Annotated in this window: 28 protein-coding genes and 1 pseudogene; 16 read left to right on the plus strand and 13 right to left on the minus strand. The window is 71.6% G+C overall.

Annotation, left to right across the window (positions count from 1 at the left end; translation table 11 throughout):
- Window positions 1-86 precede the first annotated feature (86 nt).
- Complete coding sequence (locus ABZX10_RS15615) at window positions 87-917, plus strand: SDR family NAD(P)-dependent oxidoreductase (protein ID WP_355541429.1); 831 nt, start codon at window positions 87-89, stop codon at window positions 915-917.
- Here ABZX10_RS15615 and ABZX10_RS15620 read toward each other — a convergent pair.
- Entirely contained in the window at window positions 894-2,492 is a 1,599-nt protein-coding gene (locus ABZX10_RS15620) for an FUSC family protein (protein WP_355541432.1), read from the minus strand. The two genes, ABZX10_RS15615 and ABZX10_RS15620, sit on opposite strands and share 24 nt — an antisense overlap.
- A gap of 110 nt (window positions 2,493-2,602) precedes the next feature.
- Between ABZX10_RS15620 and ABZX10_RS15625 the strand changes: the two genes are divergently transcribed.
- From ABZX10_RS15625 to ABZX10_RS15635, 3 genes are all read left to right on the plus strand, one after another.
- Window positions 2,603-3,856 carry a sensor histidine kinase gene (locus ABZX10_RS15625; RefSeq protein ID WP_355541435.1) on the plus strand — a complete coding sequence of 418 codons (1,254 nt, stop codon included), beginning with the start codon at window positions 2,603-2,605 and terminating at the stop codon, window positions 3,854-3,856.
- Window positions 3,857-3,984: 128 nt separating this feature from the next.
- Entirely contained in the window at window positions 3,985-4,611 is a 627-nt protein-coding gene (locus tag ABZX10_RS15630) for a response regulator transcription factor (RefSeq protein ID WP_355541520.1), read from the plus strand.
- 42 nt (window positions 4,612-4,653) lie between these two features.
- Window positions 4,654-5,772, plus strand: a complete 1,119-nt coding sequence (locus ABZX10_RS15635; RefSeq protein ID WP_355541438.1) for an adenosine deaminase — start codon at window positions 4,654-4,656, stop codon at window positions 5,770-5,772.
- A 9-nt stretch (window positions 5,773-5,781) separates the two neighbouring features.
- Here ABZX10_RS15635 and ABZX10_RS15640 read toward each other — a convergent pair whose 3' ends face one another.
- Genes ABZX10_RS15640 through ABZX10_RS15660 form a run of 5 tightly spaced genes read right to left on the minus strand, consistent with a single transcriptional unit; the run spans window position 5,782 to window position 9,104 of the window.
- A complete protein-coding gene (locus tag ABZX10_RS15640) occupies window positions 5,782-7,083 on the minus strand; it encodes a primosomal protein (protein ID WP_355541441.1) in 1,302 nt (433 codons plus the stop codon).
- An 18-nt stretch (window positions 7,084-7,101) separates the two neighbouring features.
- Window positions 7,102-7,293: a hypothetical protein gene (locus ABZX10_RS15645; protein ID WP_355541444.1), complete on the minus strand. Its 192-nt coding sequence runs from the start codon at window positions 7,291-7,293 to the stop codon at window positions 7,102-7,104.
- Entirely contained in the window at window positions 7,274-7,591 is a 318-nt protein-coding gene (locus ABZX10_RS15650) for a hypothetical protein (RefSeq protein WP_355541447.1), read from the minus strand. Before ABZX10_RS15650 ends, ABZX10_RS15645 begins: the two co-directional genes overlap by 20 nt.
- A gap of 2 nt (window positions 7,592-7,593) precedes the next feature.
- Window positions 7,594-8,790, minus strand: coding sequence for a C40 family peptidase (locus ABZX10_RS15655; protein WP_355541450.1), 1,197 nt, complete (start codon window positions 8,788-8,790; stop codon window positions 7,594-7,596).
- Window positions 8,787-9,104, minus strand: a complete 318-nt coding sequence (locus ABZX10_RS15660) for a hypothetical protein (RefSeq protein WP_355541453.1) — start codon at window positions 9,102-9,104, stop codon at window positions 8,787-8,789. The genes ABZX10_RS15655 and ABZX10_RS15660 overlap by 4 nt, the downstream gene beginning before the upstream one ends.
- Before the next feature lie 63 nt (window positions 9,105-9,167).
- On the opposite strand from ABZX10_RS15660, the gene upp reads away from it, so the two are divergent.
- The gene (gene upp, locus ABZX10_RS15665; RefSeq protein WP_355541456.1) at window positions 9,168-9,797 is read left to right on the plus strand and encodes a uracil phosphoribosyltransferase; all 630 of its coding nucleotides are present in this window, start codon (window positions 9,168-9,170) and stop codon (window positions 9,795-9,797) included.
- Window positions 9,798-9,801: 4 nt separating this feature from the next.
- On the opposite strand, the gene ABZX10_RS15670 is transcribed toward upp, so the two are convergent.
- From ABZX10_RS15670 to ABZX10_RS15680, 3 genes are read right to left on the minus strand one after another with little or no spacing between them, the layout of a single operon-like run.
- Window positions 9,802-10,341, minus strand: coding sequence for a hypothetical protein (locus ABZX10_RS15670; RefSeq protein WP_355541459.1), 540 nt, complete (start codon window positions 10,339-10,341; stop codon window positions 9,802-9,804).
- A complete protein-coding gene (locus ABZX10_RS15675; RefSeq protein ID WP_355541462.1) occupies window positions 10,338-11,972 on the minus strand; it encodes a phospho-sugar mutase in 1,635 nt (544 codons plus the stop codon). Before ABZX10_RS15675 ends, ABZX10_RS15670 begins: the two co-directional genes overlap by 4 nt.
- Window positions 11,973-12,776 (minus strand): purine-nucleoside phosphorylase, encoded by an 804-nt coding sequence (locus ABZX10_RS15680; protein ID WP_355541523.1) that lies wholly within the window; start codon window positions 12,774-12,776, stop codon window positions 11,973-11,975.
- 53 nt (window positions 12,777-12,829) lie between these two features.
- Here ABZX10_RS15680 and ABZX10_RS15685 point away from each other — a divergent pair, with 53 nt between their 5' ends.
- Genes ABZX10_RS15685 through ABZX10_RS15695 form a run of 3 tightly spaced genes read left to right on the plus strand, consistent with a single transcriptional unit; the run spans window position 12,830 to window position 15,926 of the window.
- Window positions 12,830-13,540: an enoyl-CoA hydratase/isomerase family protein gene (locus tag ABZX10_RS15685; protein ID WP_355541465.1), complete on the plus strand. Its 711-nt coding sequence runs from the start codon at window positions 12,830-12,832 to the stop codon at window positions 13,538-13,540.
- A gap of 26 nt (window positions 13,541-13,566) precedes the next feature.
- Complete coding sequence (locus tag ABZX10_RS15690; protein WP_355541526.1) at window positions 13,567-14,748, plus strand: amidohydrolase; 1,182 nt, start codon at window positions 13,567-13,569, stop codon at window positions 14,746-14,748.
- 35 nt (window positions 14,749-14,783) lie between these two features.
- Complete coding sequence (locus ABZX10_RS15695) at window positions 14,784-15,926, plus strand: amidohydrolase (RefSeq protein WP_355541529.1); 1,143 nt, start codon at window positions 14,784-14,786, stop codon at window positions 15,924-15,926.
- A 149-nt stretch (window positions 15,927-16,075) separates the two neighbouring features.
- On the opposite strand, the gene ABZX10_RS15700 is transcribed toward ABZX10_RS15695, so the two are convergent.
- Window positions 16,076-16,873, minus strand: coding sequence for an SDR family oxidoreductase (locus tag ABZX10_RS15700; protein ID WP_355541468.1), 798 nt, complete (start codon window positions 16,871-16,873; stop codon window positions 16,076-16,078).
- A complete protein-coding gene (locus tag ABZX10_RS15705; protein WP_355541471.1) occupies window positions 16,863-17,867 on the minus strand; it encodes a DUF5937 family protein in 1,005 nt (334 codons plus the stop codon). Before ABZX10_RS15705 ends, ABZX10_RS15700 begins: the two co-directional genes overlap by 11 nt.
- A gap of 55 nt (window positions 17,868-17,922) precedes the next feature.
- Here ABZX10_RS15705 and ABZX10_RS15710 point away from each other — a divergent pair, with 55 nt between their 5' ends.
- Window positions 17,923-18,135: a hypothetical protein gene (locus tag ABZX10_RS15710; RefSeq protein WP_355541474.1), complete on the plus strand. Its 213-nt coding sequence runs from the start codon at window positions 17,923-17,925 to the stop codon at window positions 18,133-18,135.
- Between the two features lie 4 nt (window positions 18,136-18,139).
- Here ABZX10_RS15710 and ABZX10_RS15715 read toward each other — a convergent pair whose 3' ends face one another.
- Complete coding sequence (locus ABZX10_RS15715; RefSeq protein ID WP_355541477.1) at window positions 18,140-18,634, minus strand: gamma-glutamylcyclotransferase; 495 nt, start codon at window positions 18,632-18,634, stop codon at window positions 18,140-18,142.
- Between the two features lie 86 nt (window positions 18,635-18,720).
- Here ABZX10_RS15715 and ABZX10_RS15720 point away from each other — a divergent pair, with 86 nt between their 5' ends.
- From ABZX10_RS15720 to ABZX10_RS15750, 7 genes are all read left to right on the plus strand, one after another.
- Window positions 18,721-20,124 carry an NAD(P)H-quinone dehydrogenase gene (locus ABZX10_RS15720; RefSeq protein WP_355541480.1) on the plus strand — a complete coding sequence of 468 codons (1,404 nt, stop codon included), beginning with the start codon at window positions 18,721-18,723 and terminating at the stop codon, window positions 20,122-20,124.
- A gap of 158 nt (window positions 20,125-20,282) precedes the next feature.
- On the plus strand, window positions 20,283-21,986 hold the full coding sequence (locus tag ABZX10_RS15725; RefSeq protein ID WP_355541483.1) for a sodium:solute symporter family protein: 1,704 nt from the start codon (window positions 20,283-20,285) through the stop codon (window positions 21,984-21,986).
- Window positions 21,987-22,002: 16 nt separating this feature from the next.
- Complete coding sequence (locus tag ABZX10_RS15730) at window positions 22,003-22,305, plus strand: hypothetical protein (RefSeq protein ID WP_355541486.1); 303 nt, start codon at window positions 22,003-22,005, stop codon at window positions 22,303-22,305.
- A complete protein-coding gene (locus ABZX10_RS15735; RefSeq protein ID WP_355541489.1) occupies window positions 22,292-23,098 on the plus strand; it encodes a DeoR/GlpR family DNA-binding transcription regulator in 807 nt (268 codons plus the stop codon). Before ABZX10_RS15730 ends, ABZX10_RS15735 begins: the two co-directional genes overlap by 14 nt.
- Before the next feature lie 8 nt (window positions 23,099-23,106).
- Window positions 23,107-24,195 carry a galactose-1-phosphate uridylyltransferase gene (galT, locus tag ABZX10_RS15740; protein ID WP_355541492.1) on the plus strand — a complete coding sequence of 363 codons (1,089 nt, stop codon included), beginning with the start codon at window positions 23,107-23,109 and terminating at the stop codon, window positions 24,193-24,195.
- On the plus strand, window positions 24,192-25,271 hold the full coding sequence (gene galK / locus ABZX10_RS15745; protein ID WP_355541495.1) for a galactokinase: 1,080 nt from the start codon (window positions 24,192-24,194) through the stop codon (window positions 25,269-25,271). The genes galT and galK overlap by 4 nt, the downstream gene beginning before the upstream one ends.
- Window positions 25,272-25,288: 17 nt before the next feature.
- Window positions 25,289-25,702 carry a hypothetical protein gene (locus tag ABZX10_RS15750; RefSeq protein ID WP_355541498.1) on the plus strand — a complete coding sequence of 138 codons (414 nt, stop codon included), beginning with the start codon at window positions 25,289-25,291 and terminating at the stop codon, window positions 25,700-25,702.
- Window positions 25,703-25,711: 9 nt separating this feature from the next.
- Here ABZX10_RS15750 and ABZX10_RS15755 read toward each other — a convergent pair.
- A pseudogene (locus tag ABZX10_RS15755) lies at window positions 25,712-25,837 on the minus strand (6-phosphofructokinase); the annotation flags it as partial.

The raw sequence follows: 25,837 nt of genomic DNA on the forward strand, positions 1-25,837 counted from the left end.
GCCGTGATGGCGCGCTACTCCTCGGACGAGGGTCTCACCACGGCTAGCTGGAAATATATTATCGGCCGATCCGGTTGCTGTGGAGCATGACTGAGAACAGAAACGTCACCGTCGTCACCGGCACCTCCTCCGGAATGGGGCTGCACGCCGCCGTCGAACTCGCCCGCCGCGGCCACACCGTGGTCGGGATCGTCCGGCGCCCGGGGAGCGAGACCGAGTTGCTGGCCGTCGCTGCGGCGGCGGGGGTTGACATCGCGGTCCGGCACCTCGATGTCTCCGATCACGCCGCCGCCGCGGTCGTGTTCGCGGACATCGAGCGCGAGTTGGGGCCGATCAGCACCCTGATCAACAATGCGGGGCGTGGCAAGATCGGCACCGCCGAGCAACTCACCGTCGAGGACGTGCGCCGGCAGATCGAGATCAACTACATCGCTCCGGTCGCGCTCACCAAGCTGGTACTCCCGGGTATGCGGGAGCGCGGCGCGGGCACGATCCTGACCGTCACCTCCGTCGGCGGCGTCGTCGCGCACCCGTTCCTGGATGCCTACGCGGGCTCGAAGTTCGCCATCGAGGGATTCCTCCAGTCGCTGGCGCCGGTGGCCGCGGAGTTCGGCGTCCGGGTGTCCGTGATCGAGCCGGGGTACGTCTCCTCGCCCTTCGGGGCGAACTCGGGCGGGGCGCCCGAGGCGGGGGCCTACGGCGAGCTCATGGCCACGTACTTCGGCAACAGCGGGTCGGCGTCGCCCCAGAACCCGGAGAGCGCCGGCATCGCGATCGCCGACGCAGCCACCGCGGCCGAATACCACTTCCGGTACCAGACGGCGTCGGAGGCGACCGAGCTCGCCGGCGTCTCGCTCGCCGATCTCGACGGTGACCGCGCCTTCGCGCTCACCTCACGGCTGCTCGCGCTGCCCTGACCCGTCGTCCTCGGCCGGCGCGAGCCACGCCCGGCCGAGGGCCGCGTACCCGCGGTCGGCCAGCCGCATCTCGGGCGCGCGCAGGTCCGCCAGCTTCGGGTCGTCGATGACGGCCCGTTCGATCACGGCGACGTGGTGCGTCAGCTCGTACATCAGTGCCACGCGAGCGTGCTGGCCGTCGGGCTCGAACTGCCGGCCGCGCTCGTTGGCGTGCTCCACGGCGATCACGGCGCGCTCCGACCGCCGCGACTGGGTGCGGGCCAGGCGTCGCGGGAACCCGAGCGAGCTGACCCACATGACCACCAGGGCTGCGGCCGCACCGATCAGCGTGTCCAGGAACCGGTCGGAGGTGATCCGCACGGTGCCGGCGCCCGTGGCGGCCTGAACGAGGACCAAGGCCATCGGCGTGATGCAGACCAGCGCCCACGCGTAGTTCAACGGGAACGCCAGGTACATGCCCGTCATGCAGATCAACACCACCGCGACCGACGCCCACGGGCCCGGGTGCAGCGCCGAGACGGCGAACACGACGCCCACGCCGAGCAGTGTCCCGACGGTGCGCTGCGCGGCGCGCAGCAGCGCGGAACGGCGGTCCATCCACTGATTGAGCACGATGACGGCCGTGAGGATGCCCCAGTACGGGTAGCCGATGCCCACGGCCAGCGATGCGACCCCACCCAACGCGGCCGCCAGCGCCATCCGCCAGGTCGTGTACCACTGCACCGAATCGGGGTGCAGCGCATGCGCGGCGAGGTAGCGCCACGAGGGTTGCCGCAGGACGAGCGATCCGACGGGCCCCGACGTGCGGACCGGTGCGTCGTTGCCGAGCCGCCGAAACATGGCCGTCACCAGCTCGCGCTGCGCCACGAACAGCTCATCGCCCAGGGCGCGGTGCCGGACGCCGCGCGTCGCGGGCCAGGCGGAGCGCAGCGTCACCAGGGCGTCGTTCATGGCCGCGTAGGCGGCGTTCCGGGAGAGCTGCGCGACGGTGGCGGGGGCATCGTCGGGCAGCTCCGCGTACGCCCGGACCGCGGACCGGGCGCGGGCTGTGGCGCGTTCCTCCGGTCCGTGCGGCGCCACGAGGAAGGGAACCAGGAGCAGGACGGTCGTCAGGAGCCCGGCGAAGGCGGTGAGCCCGACGAGCTGCCACCCCAGCTGCTGGTCGACGCCGAAGTAGGCGCCGACCACGCCCGCGTAGATCGGCAGCACCGGTGAGGGGCCGCGGCCGAGCATGAAGGTCGAGTAGAGCATCGAGAAGACGATCACGATCAGTACGGCGCCGGGGACGAAGGCCCAGCGCGCCGGCGCGATCGCCACGCCGAAGGCGAGCGACGCCACCACCAGCGCGGTGATGAGCAGGCTGTTGCGCACCCGTGGCCACAGCGGGCGGTCCGTCTCCCAGAAGGTCACCAGGCCGCCGAGCAGCCCGAAGACTCCGAGTTTGGGGCCGAACAGCAGGCAGCACACCACGACCGTGGTCGCGGTGATCGCGGCCTTGACCAGTGCGGGGCGCAACACGCCGCTGGTGCGGTGCGGGGCGAAGAAGCCACCCAGGCGCATAGATAATATATTCATTGGTGCGCAGCTTACGCGGGATCGGACCGGCGGAGGTAGTGCTGGCACCACCCCGGATCCTCCCGCTCGCGCCCGGGACTCGGCGGGGCCGCGGCCCTAGCGTCTACGGCATGATCGCAACCGTGACCCCGTCCCCGGCGCAGCGCGAGCACGGCGCGCTCGCCGCCCCGCTGCGCGAACCGCTCCGCTTCCTCGCCACGTCCGCCCCGTGGCGCGGCCTCGCCTACTTCACCGTGTCGATGTTCGTCGGCTGGGTGGTCTTCTTCCTCTACGTCGTGATCGTGCTGCTGCCTCTCGCGCCGGCATGGTCCTACGGGCTGGCGAAGGTGGAGCGGCTGCGCGTCACCTGGCTCGACGCGCCGGCGATCGGCGATCCCCATCCGCCCGTGACCGGGAACCTGTCGACCCGCGCGGGCGCCCGGATCGGGGAGCGGGCGACGTGGCGGGAGGTCGCGTACTCCCTCCTTCTGGCGGTGCTCACGCCGATCGTCTTCCTCGGCGCCGCGGTCGCTTGGATGGTGGGCCTGGGCCTGGTGCTCGGGCCGCTGTTCACCCCTGATGTCAACGTCATGGGCGCCCCGATCGACGGAGTGATCAGCCAGACGGTGTGGGCGGTCGTCGGCCTGGTGATCTGCGCGGTCGGGCTGTACATCACCTACGCCGTCTCCGTGGCGCAGGTGGCCACCGCACGCCTGTTGCTCGGCCCCACCGAGGAGGAGTTGCAGCGCCGCGTGGACGCGCTGGAGACCTCGCGGGGCGTGCTGGTGGACTCCTTCGAGGGTGAGCGCCGCCGTATCGAGCGGAACCTGCACGACGGTCCGCAGCAGGACCTGGCGAGCCTGTCGCTGCAGCTCGGCGAGCTGCAGCAGAGCCTGCCCACGGAATCGTCCGAGGAGGTGCGGGCGCAGGTCGCGGAGGCGCAGGCGCGGCTCGAGCGCGCCATGGCGGGCCTGCGGGACACGGTCCGCGGCGTGCACCCGCAGGTGCTCGACGATGCCGGGGTCGAGGCCGCGTGCACCGAGCTCGGCGGGGCGATCCGGGTGGACGTGCACGCCGGCGAGGGGTGGGAGCCCGGCCGCAGGTTGCCCGCCGAGATCGAGCAGGCGATGTACTACACCGCCAGCGAGGCCGTGACCAATGCCATCAAGCACGGCGGCGCGCGGCAGGTCCGGATCACCTTCGCGGCGGGTGTGCTGGGCGTCTCGATGACCGTCATGGACGACGGTGCCGGCGGCGCCGACCCCGCGCGCGGGACCGGCCTGGCGGGGCTCATCGAGCGGGCCGAGGCGATCGGCGCGACCCTGACGGTGCTCAGTCCGCCCGGAGGACCCACCACGCTCTACTGGGCTACGGCCGTGTCGTAACCTGCTCCGGGCTGCAGATCGTGGGAGCCGAGGAGAGGTCGCCTGGGGGGTCTGAGGGCGGCGTGGGAGTGATGCGCATCGTGATCGCCGAGGAGAGGGCACGGGCGGACGGAAGGCGGCTGGAAGTAGTGCGGATCGTGATCGCCGAAGACTCGGTCCTCCTGGCGGAGGGGTTGCAGCGGATCGTCGAACGGGCCGGCCACGAGGTGGTCGGGCTGCTCGGCGACGCCGACGCGCTCCGGGCGGTGGATCCGGGCACCGTCGACCTGGTGGTGACGGACGTGCGGATGCCGCCGGGCCACGGCGACGACGGCCTGCGGGCCGCGCTCGAGCTGCGGGCGGCAAGGGCGGGTCTGCCCGTGCTGGTGCTCTCGCAGTACGTGGCCGCCGCGTACGCGCGCCGCCTCCTCGACTCCGGCGGCGGCGTGGGCTACCTGCTCAAGGAGCGGGTCGGGCGCGTCGACGACTTCCTGCGCGCGCTCGACACCGTCGCGTCCGGGGGCGTGGTGGTCGACCCGGAGGTCGTGTCCAGGCTCTTCACTCCGACGGTGCTCGACCGGCTCACGCCCCGGGAGGGGGAGGTGCTGGCGCTGATGGCGGAGGGGCGGAGCAACTCCGAAATCGCTGCGGCCCTGGTGGTCTCGGACGCGGCGGTGGCCAAACACGTGGCCAACATCTTCGCCAAGCTCGACCTGCCGCCCGAGGAGGGGAACCGCCGGGTCCGCGCGATCCTGACCTATCTCACGGAGCGCTAGCGTCGGCAGGTGTTACGGGCGGGTAGCCGGTAGCGTTGCCCTATGGCGAATCCCGTTGGACCCACCCCCATCGACCTGGCCTCCGTCAAGCGCGCACCGAAGGTGCTCCTGCACGACCACCTCGACGGCGGGCTGCGCCCCGCCACCGTCCTCGAGCTGGCCGCGGAGACCGGCTACGCGAACCTGCCGGCCACCACCGAACCCGAACTCGCCGCGTGGTTCCGCGACGCCGCGGACTCCGGTTCGCTCGTGAAGTACCTCGAGACCTTCGAGCACACGGTCGGCGTGATGCAGACGCCCGAGGCTCTGGCCCGGGTCGCACGCGAGTGTGCCGAGGACCTGGCCGCCGACGGGGTCGTCTACGCGGAGGTGCGATTCGCGCCCGAGCAGCACCTGCAGCGCGGGCTCTCGCTCGACGAGGTGATGGAGGCCGTGCTCGCCGGCTTCGCCTCCGGCGAGTCCGCGGCGCGCACCGCAGGGCGTCCGATCATCGTGCGCTGCCTGGTGACCGCCATGCGGCACGCGGCACGGTCGCGGGAGATCGCGGAGCTGACGGTGCGCTGGCGCGACCGCGGCGCCGTCGGCTTCGACATCGCGGGTGCGGAGGCCGGGTTCCCGCCCAGCAGGCACCTGGACGCCTTCGAGTACATGCGAGACCACTCGGCGCCCTTCACCATTCACGCGGGGGAGGCCTTCGGGCTGCCGTCCATCCACGAGGCGTTGGCCTTCTGCGGCTGCGACCGACTGGGCCACGGCGTGCGCATCGTCGACGACATCAGCGGTGTGGAGCCCGGCACCACCGATTTCTCCGGCGCGCGACTCGGACGGGTGGCCGCGCGCGTGCGCGACGCCCGTATTCCGTTGGAGATGTGCCCGAGCTCCAACGTCCAGACGGGGGCCGTCGCGTCGCTCGATCAGCACCCCTTCGACCTACTGGCGCAGCTGCGCTTCCGCGTCACGGTGAACACGGACAACCGGCTGATGAGCGACACCACCATGAGCAAGGAGATGCTCAAGCTGGTGGAGACCTTCGGCTACGGGTGGGCCGATCTGCAGCGCTTCACGATCAATGCCATGAAGTCGGCGTTCCTGCCGTTCGACGAGCGGCTGGCGATCATCGACGAGACGATCAAGCCCGGCTTCGCCGTGCTGATCGGCTGAGTCGCCGAGTCACTTGGCGGTGAGGCGGTCCTCGAAGTCGTGCTCGAGGGCCCGCCAGGCCTCCACCTCGTTGTCGAACGGGCCCGACGGTGCCAGCCGGCGCGGCTGGGGGTCGAGCGCGTAGGAGACGAAGAAGCCGAGCGGGGTGGTGGGGCGCAGCGCATCCCGCACCGACGCGTCGTCGGCGAAGTCGGCGGAATCCAGCAGCAGCTCGACCGCGAGGTCCAGCTGGTCGCGGTCGATCCGGCGCGGGCCGTCGGCGATGTCCTCGCCGATGCCGGGGAGCACGTAGACGTTGTCGTCGTACACCTCGACCTCCAGCGCACCGTCGGTGGCCGCGACCTGCACCTCCTGGTACGTGGACACGGTGGACAGATCGGTGTCGTTGTCGTCCGCGAGGTACCGGGCCAGCGCACCCTCGGAGTCGAAGACGAAGATCTTGCCCTTGCGGCCCAAGAAGATCGGATTGTCGTCCAGGTAGCAGCGCAGCGTGTAGTACTCACCGGTCGAGGTGATGATCTTGATGGGGTCGATGCCGACCCGGCCCCAGAACGAGTCGTCCTCCTCGAACTCCTCGTCGTCCTCGACGGCGTCCACGGCCTCGTCGTCCGCCGCATCGTCCTCGTCGAGGTCGTCATCGTCGAGGCCGGGCACGTCGTCCAGGTCGTCATCGAGGTCCGCGGCGTCGGCGGCGAGCGTCGCGGCCTTCTCGTCGGCGGCCGCGAGCTCCTCCTCTGCCGCCTCCGTCAGTGTGGCGGACACCTTCGGGGCGCTCACGACGCCCTCGATCGCGTCGATCACGTCATCCCACTTGCGGCTGATGATCTGGCCCACCTTGTGCCACATCTCCGCGCCCTCACGGCCCTCGAAGTTGCGGGTGCCGATGCGCACGGTGCCCAGTACCGGGTTGCCGTTGAAGAACTTGGTGACGTCGATCAGCTCGCACACCTCGCCGATGAGGCCGACGATCTCGAGGGTGTCCTCGAGCTCGGCGATCACCTCGGGGGTGGGCTCCTCGGCGGCCAGCTCGGGCACGGAGATCACGTCGAAGCTGCGATCGTCGCGCGGCACGAACGCCTCGGCGGGGAGCGTGGTGAGCGCCTCCCACGCCGGGTGGTCGTCGAGGTCGTTCGGCTTGTCGCTACGCACGAACGCGACGAGCTCCGCCACCGTCGAGAAGCCGTACAGATCCTCGTCGAGGCCCAGGAAGGCCTCCCATTCGTCCTCCCCGTCACGCCACCGCGGTGCCCACAGGGTGTACACCGGGCCGTCGGTGAGGCCGAGCTCGATCGGGACGATGTCAGACGCCATGGCGCCCAGCGTAGTGCACTACGCCGGTTCGGCGTCGGCCAGAGGATCGGAGTGCTTCCTCAGCACCTTCAGCGCGCGTGGGTCGGGCTTGCGGCCGTTCAGCAGCGCCGCCTTCGCGGCGATCTGCGCGAGCTTCAACTGCCCCTCGGAGGTGTGCACCCAGCGCTGCTTCTCCGTCATGGACGCGTCCTCACTCGTGTTCCGGCTCACCCTCAGTATCCTCCCCGTGCGATAGGTCCGCCAGCGTGATCGCCTCGATGACGTCCCGTTCGGTCGCCGTCGCCGTCGCCGGATCCGAGGTCAGGAGCGCCTCGACCGTCGCCGCGCCGATTCGTGAGGTGTAGGCGTCCTCGTCGGCGGTGCGTTCCACCGCCCACGCCCTTCGCCGCCACCACTCCGCGCGACGCTCCGAGCGTTCCTTCAGCCGGGTCGCCAGCCATACGCCCCTCAGCGCCAACGCCGCGGCGATGAACGGTGTAGCGCTGAGCCACACGGTGGTTGCATTCATCGCTACCCCGTCGGGCGGAAGAATCCGTGGAACTGCTGGCCGATGTTGTCGGTCCGGATCGAGGAGATCTGCACGGGATCGCCCGCCTCGATCATGCGGCCGTCGCCGATGACCATCGCGACGTGGCCGCTCCACACGGCGAGGTCGCCGGGACGGAGGTCCGAGGCGCTCACCGACGCGCCGACGCCCTGCTGATCGGCGAGCCGCGGCAGCTCGATCCCGGCCTGCCGGTACGCCCACTGGGTGAACCCGCTGCAGTCCAGGCCCACGCCGGGTGTCGTTCCGCCCCACTGGTAGGGCACGCCGAGCTGGGTCAGGGCCGCCTGCACGGCCGCCGCGGCCTTGGCGTTGGGCGCCTTCACCACGGTGCCGTCCGGCAGTCGCACGTCGTAGCCGCCCTTGCCGTCGGCGGTCACCGTCGCCGTCGACCGGCGGGAGGCGCTCACCGTCCGCGCCCCTGTGCCGCGCCCGCCGCCCGAGCCCCGACCCGAACCGCGCCCTGAGCCCGAACCCGAGCCCGTGAGCGCGGAGGCGAGTCCGCTCAAGGGCGAGGATCCGGACCCGCCGCCGGAGCCCGTCCCGGAGCCCGTCCCTCCGCCGCTGCCCGACGGGGAGGTGCTCGCCGGCACCGTCGACGCCGAGGTCGAGGCGGGCGTCGTGGCCGCACCACCGTCGACGGTGCCGGGCGCCGTCGGCGTCGCGGCCGCCAGAGCGGTGACGGTGCCGGACTCGCCGTCGAGCTCGCCGCGGACCCGGCGCAGGACGTCGAGCGCCTGCTGCAGGTGGTCGGCGGCGAGCGTGAGGACGGCGATCAACCCGGTGGGATTGAGCAGCGTGGGATTCGCGGCTTCGGCCTTGCTCACGAAGGAGTCGAGGATGGCCTTGAGCTCGGTGTGTCCCTTGCGGACCGTCTCCGCCGCGACGGTCACGGACTGCCGGAGCGCGCCCGTGTGCTGCGACAGCGCACTCGCGACGGTGCCGCCGTCGCCGATCGTGCGCTGCGCGGACGTCGCGTCCTCGCCCGTCCACGCGTTCCCGACGGTGACCCGCGTCGACGTGGTCTGCGCGCCGACCCGCGCCAGTTCCGCCTCGACGGCCTTGATGGCGGCGTCGATTCCCGAGGCGTTCAGATCGCCGGTGCCGAACGCGTCGAGCAGCGCCCGCAGCGGCGCCGCCAACGCCGTGACGATGCCGCTCATGACGCGCCGCCGAGCAGCCCGAGGAGCGAGCTCGCGCCGCTCGCCTCCACCGCGACCGCCGACGCGGCCGTGCGCGCCGCCCCCGCTGACGCCGACGTGTAGAACGCGGCGAGCCGTACCAACTCCGCGTCGGTCGACCCGATCGCGCCGAGCACCTCCACCAGGTAGTCACCCCCGACCACCCCGAACACCGGCGTCAGCGCCGCCGCCGATGCCGCCCCGGCCCCCGCCGTGGCGGACACCGCCGCGGCCAGGGCACCCAGTTCGCCGCCGGCCGCCGTCACCGCGCCCACTGTCATCTCGAACGGTTCCATCGCAATACCCCCTCAATCATTGGACGGCTCAGGGGCCCGCTCGGTTCCCGATACGCTGGCGGCATGCAGATCACCGTGGTCGACCACCCCCTGGCCGCCGTCCGGCTCACCGCCTTGCGCGCGGTGGCCACCGACAACGCGTCGTTCCGCGCCGCGCTCAAGGAGCTCACGCAGATGCTGGTCTACGAGGCCATGCGCGGGGCGCCCGTCGCCGCGACCCCGGTGACCACCCCGCTCGAGGTGACCGACGGTGCCGCCCTCGCCGCTCCGCCGCTGCTCGTGCCCGTGCTGCGGGCCGGGCTGGGCATGGTCGACCAGGCGCACGCGATGCTGCCCGAGTCGCAGGTGGGCTTCGTCGGCATGGGCCGCAACGAGGAGACGCACGTCCCCGAGCCCTACTTCGAGTCGCTGCCGGCGGACCTCACGGATCGGCCCGTGTTCGTGCTGGACCCGATGCTCGCGACCGGCGGATCGATGGTCGAGACCCTCGGCCTGCTCGCGCAGCGCGGCGCCACCGATGTCACCGCGGTGTGCGTCGTCGCCGCCCCGGAGGGCGTCCGCGCGCTGGAGGAGTGCGGGCACCCCGTCCGGCTGGTGACCGCCACCGTCGACCGTGGTCTGAACGAGAACGCCTATATCGTTCCCGGCCTCGGCGACGCCGGGGATCGTCAGTTCGGTCCGCGCTGGACCTGACCGGTCAGGGTGCCGCCCAGAATCCCGTTGCGGGTTCGGTGAACTCGCCGTTGGCGGCGCTGATCACCAGGCCCGCCGGAGTGATGTTGATCGTCGCGTCGGGGGCACGCACCACCCAGCCGGGCCCGGCGGGCAGGACGCCGTCGACCCTGGTGCCGGAGCCCGTGTCGGTGCGCCAGCCCGCGTAGTACGCCGCGCCCGCGTGGTCGCACACGACGGCCTGCGAGGCGGCGGTGAGCACCATCATCGTCGGTCGGTCGCCGTCGGCGCAGCGAGCCGTGGTGCCGAGGAATCCCAGAGCGTCCGTGCCCGGGATCGACGGGGCGGGCGCCGGCCCCGCGGACGACGACGGTGCCGCCGAGGCACTGGATCGTTCGGGGGGTGCCGGGGCCGCCGCGGGCGCCGGCGCGCGGGACTCCCGCTGGCCGCTGACATAGGCGGTCGCCCCCGCCGCCGCGGCGATCACGATCAGCACGCCCACGACCACGGACGCCGCGATGACCCGGCCGCGAGCGGGATCGGCCGGGCGTGCGGGGCGGCTCACCCGAAGGCCGCCCATTCCCGGACGGTGTCCGTCACCGCCGCGAGTCGCTGCCGGGCACCCTCGAATGCCGTGCTCGTATCGTTCGGGTCCGTCACGGGCTCGATCACCTCCAGGTAGAACTTCGCCTTCGGCTCGGTTCCGGAGGGACGCACGGTGACCCGGACGCCGTCGCCGCGGAACACCAGCGCGTCCGTCGCGGAGCGAGCCGTCAGAAGATCCTCACAGTCCACGCGTGTGTTTGCAACTTCAACAGGCGGGTCACTGCGCAATGCGGTCATGATCGCCGCGATCCGCGAGACGTCCTCGACCCGGAGCGCGTATTGGCCGGTGAGATACACCCCGTGCCGACGGTAGAGGTCGTCGATGGCGTCGGGCAGGCCGCGACCCCGGGCCTTCAGTGAGGCCGCGTACGCGGCCGCGACGACCGCGGCGGAGATGCCGTCCTTGTCGCGCACCGTCGACGGATCGACGCACAGGCCGAGTGCCTCCTCGTAGGCGAAGACCAGTCCGTCCCCGGCGCGGACGAGGTTCTTGAAGCCGGTCAGGGTGCGCGCGTACCGCGCGCCGCGCGCCTCGGCGATCGCGCCGAGCAGTTCGGAGCTGACGATGGTCGTCGCGACCAAGGGACCGGCACCGCCCGACGGTGCGCCCGCGAGCGGCTCGTCGAGCAGGTGCGCCCCCAGCAGCGAGCCCGACTCGTCGCCGCTGAGCATCCGCCAGCCGTCGGGGAACCGGGCGCCGAGGGCGCACCGGTCCGCGTCCGGATCGAGCGCGACTGCGAGGTCGGCGTCGATCCGCTCCGCGAGCGCGAGCAACAGGTCGGACGCGCCGGGCTCCTCCGGGTTGGGGAAGGTCACCGTCGGGAACTCGCCGTCCGGGGTGAACTGCTCCTCGACCACGTGCACGTCGTGGAAACCACTGCGCCGCAGCGCCTCCAATGCGACCTTGCCGCCGACGCCGTGCATCGGCGTGAGGGCGATCCGCAGCGGCGTCGCCGGGGCCGGGCGCAGCGCGGACACCCGTCGCAAGTACGCCTCGACGACCTCTTCGGCTCGCGGGTCGACGGGGGCCGGAGTGCGCGGAACAGTGTTCGCGCCGGGTGCCGTGCGGATGAGCCCTTCGATCTCCGCATCGGCGGGGGAGACCAGTTGCGCGCCGCCGTCGAGGTAGACCTTGTAGCCGTTGTCGGCGGGCGGATTGTGCGAGGCGGTGATCTGCACCCCGGCGACCGCGCCGAGCGCCCGCGTCGCGAACGCCACCCACGGGGTGGGGCCGGGCTCGGGCAGCGCGACGACCGCGAATCCCTGCGCCGCGAGCACCTCGGTGGCTGCGGCGAAGAAGGCCTCGGAGCCGCGCCGGGCGTCGCGCCCGACCACGACCGTGCCACCGCCCAGGCACCTGCCTTTCAGCCATTCGCCGAGGGCCCAGGTCGCGCGGGTCACGACCGCCACGTTCATGCCCGACGGTCCGCCGCGCACCGGTCCGCGCAGGCCCGCGGTCCCGAACGACAGTGGGGCGGCGAAGCGCTCGGCCAGCGCGTCGCCGTCGAGGGCGTCGAGCTCGGCGCGGGTGGCGGGGTCGGGGTCGGCGTCGATCCAGGCGAGGGCCTGCTCGGCCAGTTCGGCGCCCATCTACATCGCCTCGATCACGTCGGCGAGCAGGCCGCCCATCCGCGCGGCCGCCTCCCGTCCCGCCTCGAGGACCTCCTCGTGGTTGAGCGGCTCCCCGGTGATGCCCGCGGCCAGGTTGGTCACGAGCGAGATGCCCAGCACCGCGGCGTCCTCCGCGCGGGCGGCGATGGTCTCGTGCACCGTCGACATGCCCACCAGGTCGGCGCCGAGGGTGCGCAGCATGCGGATCTCCGCGGGGGTCTCGTAGTGGGGCCCGGGCAGACCGGCGTAGACGCCCTCGTTCAGCGACGGGTCGACCTTCTGCGCGAGGCCGCGCAGCTCGGGGGAGTACGCGTCCACGAGGTTGACGAACTGGGCGCCCACCAGCGGGGACCGCGCCGTGAGGTTCAGGTGATCGGAGATCAGGACGGGTTCACCGACTCTCATGCCCTGCCGCAGGCCGCCCGCGGCGTTGGTGAGGATCACCGTCGATGCGCCCGCCGCGCACGCGGTACGCACCGGATGCACCACCCGGGACAGGTCGTGGCCCTCGTACGCGTGGGTGCGGCCGAGCAGGACCAGCACGCGCTTGCCGCCGACCACCAGCGCGATCGCCGTGCCCTTGTGGCCGGCCGCGCTGGGCGGCGCGAAGTGGGGCAGCTCCGCCATGGGGACGGACCCCGCCTCGGCCCCGCGGGCCGCGAGGGCCTCCGCTGCGGGGGCCCAGCCCGAGCCCAGGACGACGGCGACGTCGAAGCGTTCACCCCCGGTCGCCGTGATGAGTCGATCGGCGGCCTCACGGGCCGCTGCGGACGGATCGTCGATGCCGAGGTCACGTGGCGCCATGCCTGTCGATGCTAGCCGCTATCGTGATCGCCATGCCTTACGTGACGCGGACCGACGACGTCTTCACGCTCTACCTCGGGGACGAGGGGGTCGAGCTCTCGGAGTCCAACCCCGAGAACCGATTCTCGCCGGACTGGGTGGAGGCCGTGCACGCCCGGCTCGACGAGATCGAGGCGCAGGCCGCCGGCGCGCCGGCGGCGCTGGTCGTGACCGCCACCGGCAAGTTCTTCTCCAACGGTCTCGATGTGATGTACATCCTCGCGAACGTCGGCGAACTGCCCGCGTACCTGGACCGCGTGCACACGGTCTTCAGCCGACTGCTGACCTTCCCGATGACGACCGTCGCGGCCGTGAACGGCCACGCCTTCGGTGCCGGCGCCATGCTGGCGCTCTCCTGCGACTTCGCGGTCATGCGCGACGACCGCGGGTTCTTCTGCCTGCCCGAGGTGAGTCTGAAGATGGGCTTCACGCAGGGCATGGCGACGCTGCTGCGCTCACGCCTGCCGTACCAGACCGCGATCGAGGCCATGACGACCGGACGCCGCTACGGCGGCGGCGATGCCGTGGCCGCGGGCATCGTGCAGGCCGCGACCTCCGAGGCGGAGCTGCTCCCCGCCGCGGCCGCCCGTGCCGCCGCCAACGCGGCCGCCGACGGACCCACGCTGAACAAGATCAAGAACGACCTGCACGCGCCGCTCATCGCGGACCTCGCCGTCGCGACCACCGAAGTCAAGTTCGGCTGACCGTGACCGGGCGCGTCACCTCCGTCCTGGAGGCGCTCACCGGAACCGTCGACCGCGTGGACAGTGACCTGGTCTCGATCAGCCACGAGGTGCACGCCCGGCCCGAGCTCGCGTTCGAGGAGCGGTTCGCGTCGGCGCTGCTCGCCGAAGCCCTCGCGGGGAACGGCTTCGCCGTCGAGCGCGGTATCGCCGACCTCGAGACGGCGTTCGTCGGTCGGTCCGGGACCGGGCCGCTGCGCGTCGCGGTGTTCGCCGAGTACGACGCGCTCCCCGGCATCGGGCACGCGTGCGGTCACAACATCATCGCCGCGGCCGGGCTCGGCGCCGGCATCGCGCTCGCGTCCATCGCGGACGACCTGGGGCTCACCGTCGAGGTGTACGGGACCCCGGCCGAGGAGTCGGGGGGCGGCAAGGTACTCATGCTGCAGCGCGGGGCGTTCGACGGTGTCGCCTGCGCGGGCATGGTGCATCCGGCGCCGTTCGACGTGGTGCGGACCCGCACCCTGGCGCTCGCGGACCTGAGGATCCGGTTCGCGGGCCGCGAGGCGCACGCTTCCGCCGCCCCGTGGGCCGGCCGCAACGCCGGCGATGCGGCGACCGTCGCGCAGGTCGCCCTCGGCCTGCTCCGGCAACACCTCGAGCCGGGGCAGCAGCTGCACGGCATCGTCAGCGAGGGCGGGACGGCGCCGAACGTCGTGCCGGCCGCAGCGGAACTGCTCTACTACCTGCGCGCCGACGACGCGGAATCGCTGGGCCGGCTGGCCGCGCGCGCCGAGGACTGCTTCGCGGCGGGCGCACTCGCGACGGGATGCACGCACACCGTCGCAGAGGTCTCGCCGGCGTACACCGAGCTCCGGAGCGACGACGCGCTCGCCGCCGCCTACCGCGCGGCGGCCGTCGCGATCGGTCGATCGCCGGTGGCCCCGGAGTACGAGCGACTCGTGCCGCTGGGGAGTACCGACATGGGCAATGTGAGTCACGCTGTACCGTCGATCCATCCGCTGATCGGCCTGGAGACCGACGGGGCCGTGACCCATCAGCCGGAGTTCACGGCCGCTGCCGCCTCCGAATCCGCCGATCGGGCCGTGCGCGACGGTGCGCTGGCCCTGGCCGCCGCGTTCGCGGCGGTCGCAGAGGACGAGGATGAGCGGGCGCGGCTGGTGACCAGGGCCGCGCGCGGCGGTGGCAGTGAGGGAGGCGGACGGTGAGCGGCAGTACGGCGGAGGCACACGTCGACGAGTGGTTGCAGCGCAAGGGTGGTTGGCTGCGCGAGTTCCGCCGCGACCTGCACGCGCACCCCGAGCTCTCCTGGCGGGAGAAGCGAACCACGAACGCCGTCTTCGAGACCCTCACCGCCGCCGGGCTGCACCCGCGGCGCCTGTCGACGACGGGCCTCGTGTGCGACCTGGGGCCGTCGACGGGACCGCGAGTCGCGCTGCGTGCCGACATGGACGCGCTGCCCATCCACGAGGCCACCGGCCTGGACTTCCAGTCGACCAACCCCGGTGTTTCGCACGCGTGCGGGCACGACGCGCACACCACGATCCTGCTGGGTGCCGCACTCGCGCTGGCCGAGCTCGACGCCGGCCCCGGCCTGCCCGTCGGGGTGCGGCTGATCTTCCAGCCGGCCGAGGAGGTCATGCCGGGCGGCGCGCTGTCCGCGGTACGCGACGAGGTCATGGCCGGCGTCTCCCGGATCTACGCGCTGCACTGCGATCCGCGGATCGAGGTGGGGAAGATCGGCGTGCGGTCCGGAGCGATCACCTCCGCCGCCGACCACATCGAGGTCATCCTGCACTCGCCGGGCGGCCACACCTCGCGACCGCACCTGACCAGCGACCTGATCTACGGCCTCGGCACCGTCATCACCGGCCTGCCGGGCGTGCTGTCACGGCGCATCGACCCGCGTTCCGGCACGATCATGGTGTGGGGCGCCGCGAACGCCGGCTCCGCGCCCAACGCCATCCCGCAGATCGGCGCGCTGCACGGCACCGTGCGCACCGGCGAGCACCACATCTGGGAGTCGTTGGAGCCGCTGGTCCGCGAGATCATCGGCGAGTTGCTGGCGCCGCTCCGGATCAAGCACGAGGTCAACTACACCCGCGGCGTGCCGCCGGTGATCAACGACCGCCTGGCCGCCACCCGTCTCGCCGCGGCCGCGCGGGCCGTCTCGCCCGACGGGGTCGTCGACACCCCGCAGTCCGGCGGCGGCGAGGACTTCTCCTGGTACCTCGAGGAGGCGCCCGGCGCCATGGCGCGACTGGGTGTGTGGTCCGGCGAGGGCCGCCAGTACGACCTGCACCAGCCGGACTTCGTCCTCGACGAGCGCGCCCTGGACATGGGGGTTCGCGTGCTGACCAACGTCGTCTTCGGCTCCGTCGACTGACCGATCCGGACACTCGGACCAGACGGTGATCCAGGTGATGCCGGGACCCGAACGATCTCGACTCCCGCGGGTGCTTCTCATTCACGCCTGGGCTGCAACCCGATGACGGGGTAGGAACCCCCGCGGTAGTGCTGTTCTGCCTGGATCGATCAGGTCCGGCCGTCCAGCCCGCCGGCGATGTCGATGGAGGTTCCGGTGGTGTAGGCGGAGCGCGGGGAGAGCAGGAAGGCGATCGTGTCCGCGACCTCCTCCGGGCGGCCCATACGTCCGAGTGGAATTCCGCGGCGACGGGCCTCGGCGACGCGCCACTCGTCGTAGTCGAGTGGGCTGCCCGACCGCAGGTGGCGTGCGCGCTGCCGTTCGGTCGCGATGACGCCGACATTGACCGCTACGACACGGACATCGACCGAAGCGAGCTCCGCACCGAGCGAGGCCGCGTAGTTCGCGAGGGCGGCGCGGGCCGCCCCGACTGGCGCCATCTGCGGGTCGGGATGGTGTGCGGTCACCCCGTTGACCAGGACGATGACGCCCCGTGCGCGGGCGAGCCACGAACGTGCCGATTCTATGAGCGCGATCGCCGCCACGATCTTGGTGTCGAACTGCTCGCGCCACACCGCCGGCTCCGCGCCGACGCCGGCCGCCACCCCGGTCCCCGTGTTGGCGACCACCCCGTCGACTCCGCCGAAGGCGTCGGCCGCGGCGGCGACGATCGAGTCCACCTCGGCCGGTACGCGGGCGTCGCCGGCCCTCAGCAGCAGCCGGGAACCGCCGTCCGCGGCGCCAGCAGTGTCTGCGGCGCTCGTGAGGGCTCCGCGCAACCGGTCCAGGTCGCGTGCGAAGCCGCACACGTTCGCCCCTTCGCCGAGGAGGCGCCGGGCAGTGGCGAGCCCGATGCCGCTGCTCGCCCCGGATACCACGAAGGTGCGTCCGCGCAGCTCAAGATCCATGTCCGCCTCCGTGGCGCACGCGGTCCTCGCCGAGGGCGGTGCGGCGGTAGAGGACCCGTCGTCCGTAGCGAGAGCTGTCGACGAGGCCGTTGGTGCTCAGCACCTTCAGGCTCTGCGAGATCGCCGACGGTGAGACTCCCAGTGTCCGGGCCAGATCGACGACGGCGGCGGGTTCGCCGAGGGCCGCGAGGAGATCGGCCTTGGCGGTGCCGATGAGCCTGCGGAGCGCGTCGTCGGCGACCGGAGGCGACGACTCCGCGAGAGTCGCCGATCCGCGGGCCGGGTAGCCGACGTGTGGCGCGGTGCGGCGGGGATCGTGCGCGATGGTCACCCGGCTGATGAAGACGCTGGGCATGAGGATCAGCCCGCGTCCGCCGGAGGAGAACCGGCCCGAGCTCTTCGTGCACGCGAGGTCCACGCTGAGTTCCCCGGCGCGGGTCCACTCCACACGCGGGCTGAGCGACTCGAACAGGCGGGCCGGACCGCCGGTGGCCAGCTCCCGGCCGCGGTGCGTCACATCGGATTCCAGGATCCGGTGCACGGCGGGCCAGACCGGGGCGATGGCCGCGTCGTGGTAGGCGGCCAGGGCCTCCGCGATGACCGGTGCGGGGTCGTCGAGGGCGAGGAGCCGCGCGAGTGCGGGCGACGGCGGCCCGTCCTCGGTGAGCTCGGCCAGCTCGGCGTGCGCGGCCTCCGGTGCGGTGGCGGCGAGGTCCGCGAGGTGGACCTCGAACGACGGCCGGCCCGCGCTGGGAGCGGTGATCGGCGTGAGGAAATCGGGGATCTGCTTGCCGGACGGCGAGACGAGCGCGTCGACCAGCTCGCGATCGTATCGATCGCTGCGGGCGTCGGCCTCGCGCCGCCAAGCGGTCAGGTGTCGTGCGGTTCCGTGGACGTGGTTGAGGTGGAACAGGCTCAGCGCCGTTTCGTTCAACGGCGACACAACGAATCGGGCGTCGGCGAGGTCACCGACGTCGAGCAGGTAGGTCAACATGTAGGCGCCACCTAATTCATTGGAACCGCACCGCCGGTTCGTGTGTGCTTGCCGTATGGGCGAATACAGAGAGCACTGGAATCTGACGGCGGATCCTCCGACGGCTGCAGTCTACGCGCGGCTGGCGGACATCCACGAGCGATCGGCGGGGCGGCGCACCGTCGACCTGCCGCGGAGGGGGCTGCGTCCCGGGCTGGCCCGGGCACTGCGGCGCCTGGCGTCGGCGATCGAGCCGGCTGCGACGACCTGCGGTCCGGATGCGGCGTGAGTCGCTACTCCGGGCCGTCGGCGGAGGCGCCCGGGCCCGGGCCGACGTTGCGGGACTCCCGGGTGCGGATGTCGAGGACGTAGTCGTCGGGGGCGCCGGCGATGTAAGCGGCGTCAGCCATGACGCCGAGGTAGCGGGCGGAGGGCAGGCCGCCCTCGAAGGCGTCCACGACGTAGAGCCAGGCCAGCGTGGAGCCCCCGTCGATGAGGTCGACGCGGGCCTTGAGCTTGACGTGGATGCCCAGCTCGGAACCCTCCCAGCGGTCCAGCGATAGTTCGTCGTCGGTGGTCACGTCGTAGAGGACCACGAAGACCTTGGCGTCGGGATCCGAGCGGTCCTCGGTGACGGTCGCGAGGGCGCCCTCCCAGCCGATGTCCTCGCCGGAGAAGGTCAGGCGCCAGCCCCGCAGCCACCCCGTACCAGCCATCGGCGAGTGCGGGGCGCGCTCGGCCATCTGGTCGGGGTGCATGTTGGAGCCGTAGGCGGCGTAGATCGGCACAGGTGAACTTTACCGCGCCCGCTCGCCGGACCGCTCTGACGACGGTGCCCGACACGACGACGCGGGAAGACGATAGCGTTGCACCCATGACGAACATCGTGATCATCGGCGGCGGTCCGGCGGGGTACGAGGCGGCACTCGTGGCGGTGGCGCACGGGGGCGATGTCACGGTCGTCGAATCCGACGGCATCGGCGGCGCGTGCGTGCTGTACGACTGCGTCCCGTCGAAGACCTTCATCGCCTCCACCGGCATCCGAACCGAGACCCGGCGCGCCGTCGACCTGGGGATCGAGCTGCAGTTCGAGCGCGTCGAGATCGACGTCGAGCGGATCAACACCCGCGTCAAGGAGCTCGCGACGGCGCAGTCCGCGGACATCCGGGCACGGCTCGTCGGCGAGGGCGTGCGGATCATCCGCGGCAGCGCCTCGCTCGCGCCGACCAACCCGGGCATGGCGCAGCACGTCGTGAACGTCGTCACGCCGACCGGCGGCGAGCAGACCCTCGAGGCGGACGTGGTGCTCGTCGCCACCGGGGCCTCGCCGCGGGTGATGGAGTCGGCGAAGCCGGACGGGGAGAAGATTCTCACCTGGCGCCAGCTCTACGACCTCGAGGAGCTGCCCACGCACCTCGTGGTGGTGGGCTCCGGCGTCACCGGCGCCGAGTTCGTGCACGCCTACACCGAGCTCGGCATCAAGGTGACGCTGGTGAGCTCCCGCGACCGCGTGCTCCCGAACGAGGACGAGGACGCCGCACTCGTGCTGGAGGATGCGCTCGTCGACCGCGGTGTCTCGCTCGTCAAGCGGGCTTACGCGGAGAAGGTCGAGCGCACGGACGGCGGCGTGATCGTCCGGCTCACCGACGGCCGCGCCGTCGAGGGCTCGCACTGCCTGATGACGGTCGGCTCGATCCCCAACACCGCCGACATCGGCCTGGAGGACGTGGGCATCGAGCTCACCAAGGGCGGCTACATCCCCGTCGACCGCGTGTCGCGGACCAAGGTGCCGGGCATCTACGCCGCGGGTGACTGCACCGGGGTGCTGCCGCTCGCCTCGGTCGCCGCGATGCAGGGTCGCGTCGCGATGTACCACGCGCTCGGCGAGGGCGTCTCGCCCGTGAAGCTCAAGACCGTCTCGTCGGCGATCTTCACGCGCCCCGAGATCGCCACCGTCGGCGTCTCGCAGGCCGCGATCGACGACGGCACCTACCAGGCGCGCACCGTCATGCTGCCGCTCGCGACGAACCCGCGCGCCAAGATGTCCGGGCTCAGGCGCGGCTTCGTGAAGGTCTTCTGCCGTCCCAACACCGGCCTGGTGATCGGCGGGGTCGTGGTGGCGCCCAATGCATCCGAGCTGATCCTGCCGCTCACCGTCGCCGTGCAGAACGGCCTGACGGTGGACGACGTGGCCCAGACCTTCTCCGTCTATCCGTCGCTGTCCGGCTCGGTCACCGAGGCGGCGAGGCAGCTGATGCGCCAGGACGATCTGGCCTGAGTCGGTCCCACAGCGCCCTCGTCCGCCTCGGCGGCGAGGGCGTTTCCGTCTGATCGATCTGCGCCGCCAAGAGACGAAGTGTTCGGAATTGCTCGAATGAGATGTGCGTCTCTGTTAGGTTTCGTGAGAATTCGTTCCGCGAGACCTTTGGAGGCGTGATGCTCCTCGCCGATGGTGCGCTCCGACTCAACGTCGGAATGCTCGACTACGTGCTGGTCGCGATCTACTTCGTGTTCGTGCTGGGTATCGGTTACCTGGCGCGGCAACAGGTCGCCTCCAGCCTCGACTTCTTCCTCTCGGGCAGACGCCTCCCGGCCTGGGTCACCGGCATCGCCTTCGTCTCCGCGAACCTCGGCGCGGTCGAGATCATGGGTATGTCGGCGAACGGCGCCCAGATCGGGCTGTCGACGATGCACTACTACTGGATCGGCGCGATCCCGGCCATGGTCTTCCTCGGCCTGGTGATGATGCCCTTCTACTACGGCTCGAAGGTGCGCAGCGTCCCCGAGTTCATGCGCCGCCGGTTCGGAACCGGTGCGCACCTGGTGAACTCGCTCAGCTTCGCGGTGGCGCAGGTGCTCATCGCCGGTGTCAACCTGTTCCTGCTCGCCACCGTCGTGAACGCGGTGCTGGGATGGCCGCGGTGGGTGTCGTTGATCGTGGCGGCGGCGGTGGTGCTCACCTACACCGCGCTGGGCGGCCTGTCGGCGGCGATCTACAACGAGGTCCTGCAGTTCTTCGTGATCCTCGCGGCGCTGGTGCCGCTCACCGTGATCGGCCTGATCAAGGTCGGTGGGTGGAGCGGACTCAAGGCCAAGATCATCGACACCGCGAAGCCGGACGGGACGGTGACGGCCACCGTCGAGCAGCAACTGCACACCTGGCCCGGCCAGGCCCTGAGTGGCTTCTCCTCGCCGGTGTGGTCCGTGGTGGGCATCGTCTTCGGCCTCGGATTCGTGCTGTCCTTCGGCTACTGGACCACCAACTTCGTCGAGGTGCAGCGCGCGATGGCGTCGAACTCGATGTCGGCGGCACGCCGTGCCCCGATCATCGGTGCGATCCCGAAGATGTTCATCCCGTTCGTCGTCGTGGTGCCCGGCATGATCTGCGCCGCGATGGTCGGCGACATGATGCACCTCAAGACCACGGGCGCCGCCGACGGCGTGACGTACAACGACGCGATCCTGCTGATGATGCGCGACGTATTGCCGAACGGTCTCCTCGGTGTGGCGGTCGCGGGCCTCATCGCGTCGTTCATGGCGGGCATGGCGGCGAACGTCTCGGCGTTCAACACCGTCTTCAGCTACGACCTGTGGCAGCAGTACGTGGTGAAGGACCGCGAGGACGGCTACTACATCCGCGTGGGGCGCATCGCCACCGTCGCCGCGGTCGTCATGGCCATCGGCACCGCGACCATCGCGGCCGGCTACTCGAACCTCATGGACTACCTGCAGACCCTGTTCGGGTTCTTCAACGCGCCGCTGTTCGCCACCTTCCTGCTCGGCATGTTCTGGAAACGGATGACCCCCACGGCCGGCTGGGTCGGCCTGGTCGCCGGAACCCTCTCCGCCGTCACGGTGTTCGTCCTGCAGGAAGTGGGAGTCATCGACCTACCCGGCCAGGGCATGCCCTTCATCGCGGCGTCCGCCGCATTCATCGTGGACATCGTGGTCTCGGTCCTCGTCTCGACGGTGAGCGCGCCGAAGCCCGAGGCGGAACTGGTCGGCTTCGTCTACTCCGCGACCGACCGGAGCACGCTGCAGGGCGACGTGGCAGGGGCAGCGGCCTGGTACGCCCGTCCGGTACCCCTCGGCGTGGCGGTGCTCGCCGGCACCGCCGTACTCGGCCTGATCTTCCACTGACGAGGAGCTGACAACAATGACGAACGACGACACCGGCTCGGCCCCCGCGGAGAAGGCGGAACGCTCGATCCTGGCCCTTCTCTTCGACATCCGCGCCATCATCGCGGCCCTGCTCGGCATCTACGGCGTGCTCCTCCTCGTCGCCGGCATCGCGCCTGGCCTCGCGGAGGTGGGCGCGAAACAGTTCCAGCACACGCCCGATCGCGCCGACATGTCCGCGGGCAGCGCGGGCAACCTGTGGGTCGGAGGCGCCCTGGTGCTCGTGGCCGCTGCCTTCGCGGCCTGGGCGCTGATAGGTTCGCGGCGTGCTGGCAGCTGAGAGACGCAGGGTGATCCTCGAGGCGGCGGTGGCCACGGGCGCGGTGCGCGTCATGGACCTCGCCGTGGAGCTGGGGGTCTCGGAGATGACGATCCGGCGCGACTTGGACCGGCTCGAGGAGGCAGGCGAGCTCACGAAGGTGCACGGCGGGGCGGTGCGCTCGGGCGGCTCCATCGGTCGGGGAGTCGAGCCCCGCTCGGCGCTCAAGGCGGTGCGCGACACCGCCGAGAAGCGGGCGATCGCCGCGGCCGCCGTCGACCTGGTAGGGGACGGCATGACCGTCGCGGTGGGCGCGGGTACGACCACCCTGGAGCTGGCCCGGCTGCTGCGGGGCCGCGCCGTGTCCGTGGTGACCAACTCGATCTCGATCTTCCACGCACTCACCGACCCCGATCACGACGATGCGGACGGGGACCCGACGGTGGCTGCGGCCGTGCAGCTCACCGGCGGGCAGCGGACACCGTCGGACGCGCTGGTCGGGCCGGTGGCGAACGCGATGCTCGAGCGGGTCCGGTGCGACCTCGCCTTCCTGGGCTGCCACGGCATCGACCCGGTGGCCGGCTTCACCTCGCCCAACATCGGTGAGGCCGAGACCAATCGGCGCCTCATCACGAGTGCGCGCTCGACGGTGCTGCTCGCCGATCACACCAAGTTCGGCGAGATCGGGGCGCACCTGTTCGCCCGGTTCGCCGACGTCGACGGGCTGATCATGGACTCGGGGACGCCACGCGCGGCGCGCGAGGGCCTGGCCGCGGTGATCCCGTTGACCCTGGCTCCGGGCGGTGCGGCGTGACCCGGAACATGCAAGCGCCGTTCGTCTCCCGGCTCGCCGACGGCCGCGAGATTCTGTTCTTCTCCTCCGACGGTGCGCCTGTCGCGGGCGTGGATCACCGGGACCTGCCGCCCCGTCCGACGGTGCCCACCACCACCGTCCGGCGCGACCCCACGACGGGCGACACCGTGATCATCGCGCCGGCCCGGCAGGAGCGGACCTACAAGCCGCCGCGCACCATGTGCCCGCTCGACCCCGACCCCGCCGGGCTCTCGAGCGAGATCCCCGCCGAGGACTACGAGGTGGTGGTCTTCGAGAATCGCTTCCCCTCGTTGTCCACACCCGACGGGTACGTGTGGTATGCGCCGGACGAAGCGGATCCCCTGCGCGCCGAGTGGCCGGGACTCGGCCGGTGCGAGGTGGTCTGCTTCACCAGCGATCACGACGGATCCTTCGCCGGCCTGACCCAGCGGCAGGCCCGGCTGGTGGTCGACGCGTGGACGCACCGTACCGCGGATCTGCTCGCGCGCAGCGACATCGAGGAGGTCTACTGTTTCGAGAACCGCGGTGAGGAGATCGGCGTGACGCTGACGCACCCGCACGGGCAGATCTACGGCTACCCCTTCCGGACCCGTCGCACGGCCGCGCTGCTGCGCACCGCCGCGCAGTATCGGGGCGAGCACGGCAGGGACCTGTTCGAGGCGGTCCTCGCGTCAGAGATCGCCGACGGTGCCCGGATCCTCGTGCGCACGGACCTCACCACGGCGTTCGTGCCCTACGCGGCCAAGTGGCCCGTCGAGGCGCACGTCTACCCGAATCGGCACGTGCGCAACCTGACCGAGCTCACCGATGCGGAGGCGGACGACCTCGCCGTGGTGTATCTCACGCTGCTGCGCGCCTTCGACGCCCTCTACGACGCGCCGCTGCCGTACATCGCCTCGTGGCACCAGTACCGGACCGACGAGCCCGAGGGATACCTGCACGCCGAGCTGTTCTCGATCCGCCGCAGTGCGGACAAGCTCAAGTACCTCGCCGGGTCCGAGTCGGGGCGGGACGCCTTCGTCACCGACAAGACGCCCGAGGCGATCGCCGACGAGCTGCGCGCGGTGATCGGATGACGGTGCGTGCCTACGCCCCCGGGCGGGTGAACCTCATCGGCGAGCACACCGACTACAACGACGGCTTCGCGCTGCCGATCGCCCTGCGAGTCGGAACCGTCGCCGAGTTCGACGGTGCGCCCGCCGGCGCCACGATCGAGGTGTCCTCCGCGCAGGAGCGTGGGACGGTGGTGATCCCGCTCGACACGACGCCCGGCGGCGTCGGGGGCTGGGCGGCGTACGTCGCCGGCTGTGTGTGGGCGCTCCGCGACCACGGGGTCGACGTCCCACCGGGTGAGTTGCGGCTGAGCTCGAACGTGCCGGTGGGAGCGGGCCTCTCGTCCTCGGCCGCACTCGAGTGCGCGGTGCTGCTGGCGCTGGCACCGTCGAATGATCTGGACCGGACCGAGCTGGCGAGGATCGCCCAGCGCGCGGAGAACGTGTACGTGGGCGCGCCGACGGGACTGCTGGACCAGATGGCGAGCCTGTACGGCGACGACGATACGGCTCTACTCCTCGACTTCCGCAGTCTCGCCGTCGATTCCGTGCCGATGCGGCTGGGCGACGACGTCCTGCTCGCGATCGACTCCCACATGCCCCATCAGCACGCGGCGGGGGAGTACCGGCGCCGGCGCGAGGCGTGCGAGGCAGCTGCGGCGCAGCTCGGCGTGGCGTCGCTGCGCGATGCTGTCGACGACGACTGGGAGCGACTGGCGGACGACGAGATCCGGCGTCGGGCGCGGCACGTGCTCACGGAGAACCGCCGGGTCCTGGAGGCCGCCGCGGCGCTGCGCGCGGGCGATCACGTGGTCTTCGGCGCGGCGATGAATGCCTCGCAGGCCTCGATGCGCGACGATTTCGAGATCACCGTCCCCGCCATCGACCTCATCGCAGCGACCGCGACGGACCTCGGCGCATACGGCGCGCGCATGACGGGCGGAGGGTTCGGTGGCACCGTCATCGTCCTGGCTCCGGAGGATGCCGCGCGACGGATCTCGCGCGAATTGCCCGGGCTGGTCGCTCGGGCGGGCCACCCCGCCCCGACGGTGGCCGCAGTGCGGCCGGGGCGCGGCGCGCACGTGCTTGCGGGGCTGTGACCGTACAGGTGTCACGGTTGCGTCGGATATCCGAAATCGCGGAGTGCGAGCCCGTCCGCCGCGGCGCCGGCGAAGAAGATCGTGCTGATCAATCCGGACTCGAGCGCGAGCGCGACCGCCTCGATGGTGGCTCTGGCGGCCGCGGAGGCGGGCGCCGCCGCGAGGCCTTCCGGGAGGCGTCGCAGGGTGGTCGCGCGTTCGGGATCGCCACCGTCACCTCGGATCCCGCGCTTGTCGAGTCCTTCCGGGGCAAAGCCGCAGCGCTGGGGGTCGAGGGGCAGTACCGGGGCATGCGGGTGACTCCGGGCGACGCGACGGAGCTGGTGCAGTCCCCGGACCGGGTGGACGCGGCGCTGCGTGAGGTCGTCCGGCAGTCGGTGGACCAGGACGGTGCCGCCGCGGTCCGGAGCGCGCTTAAGGCCATCAGCTGACGGCTCGGTTCAGCCGAAGAAGGTCGCGGCGTCGTCGTAACGCTCCCGCGGGACCCGCTTGAGTTGCTTGACCGCCTCCGCGAGGGGCACGAGCCCGATGGACGTGCCACGCAACGACACCATCTGCCCGACCTT

The organism is Tsukamurella sp. NPDC003166 (assembly GCF_040611135.1).
GTDB lineage: Bacteria > Actinomycetota > Actinomycetes > Mycobacteriales > Mycobacteriaceae > Tsukamurella.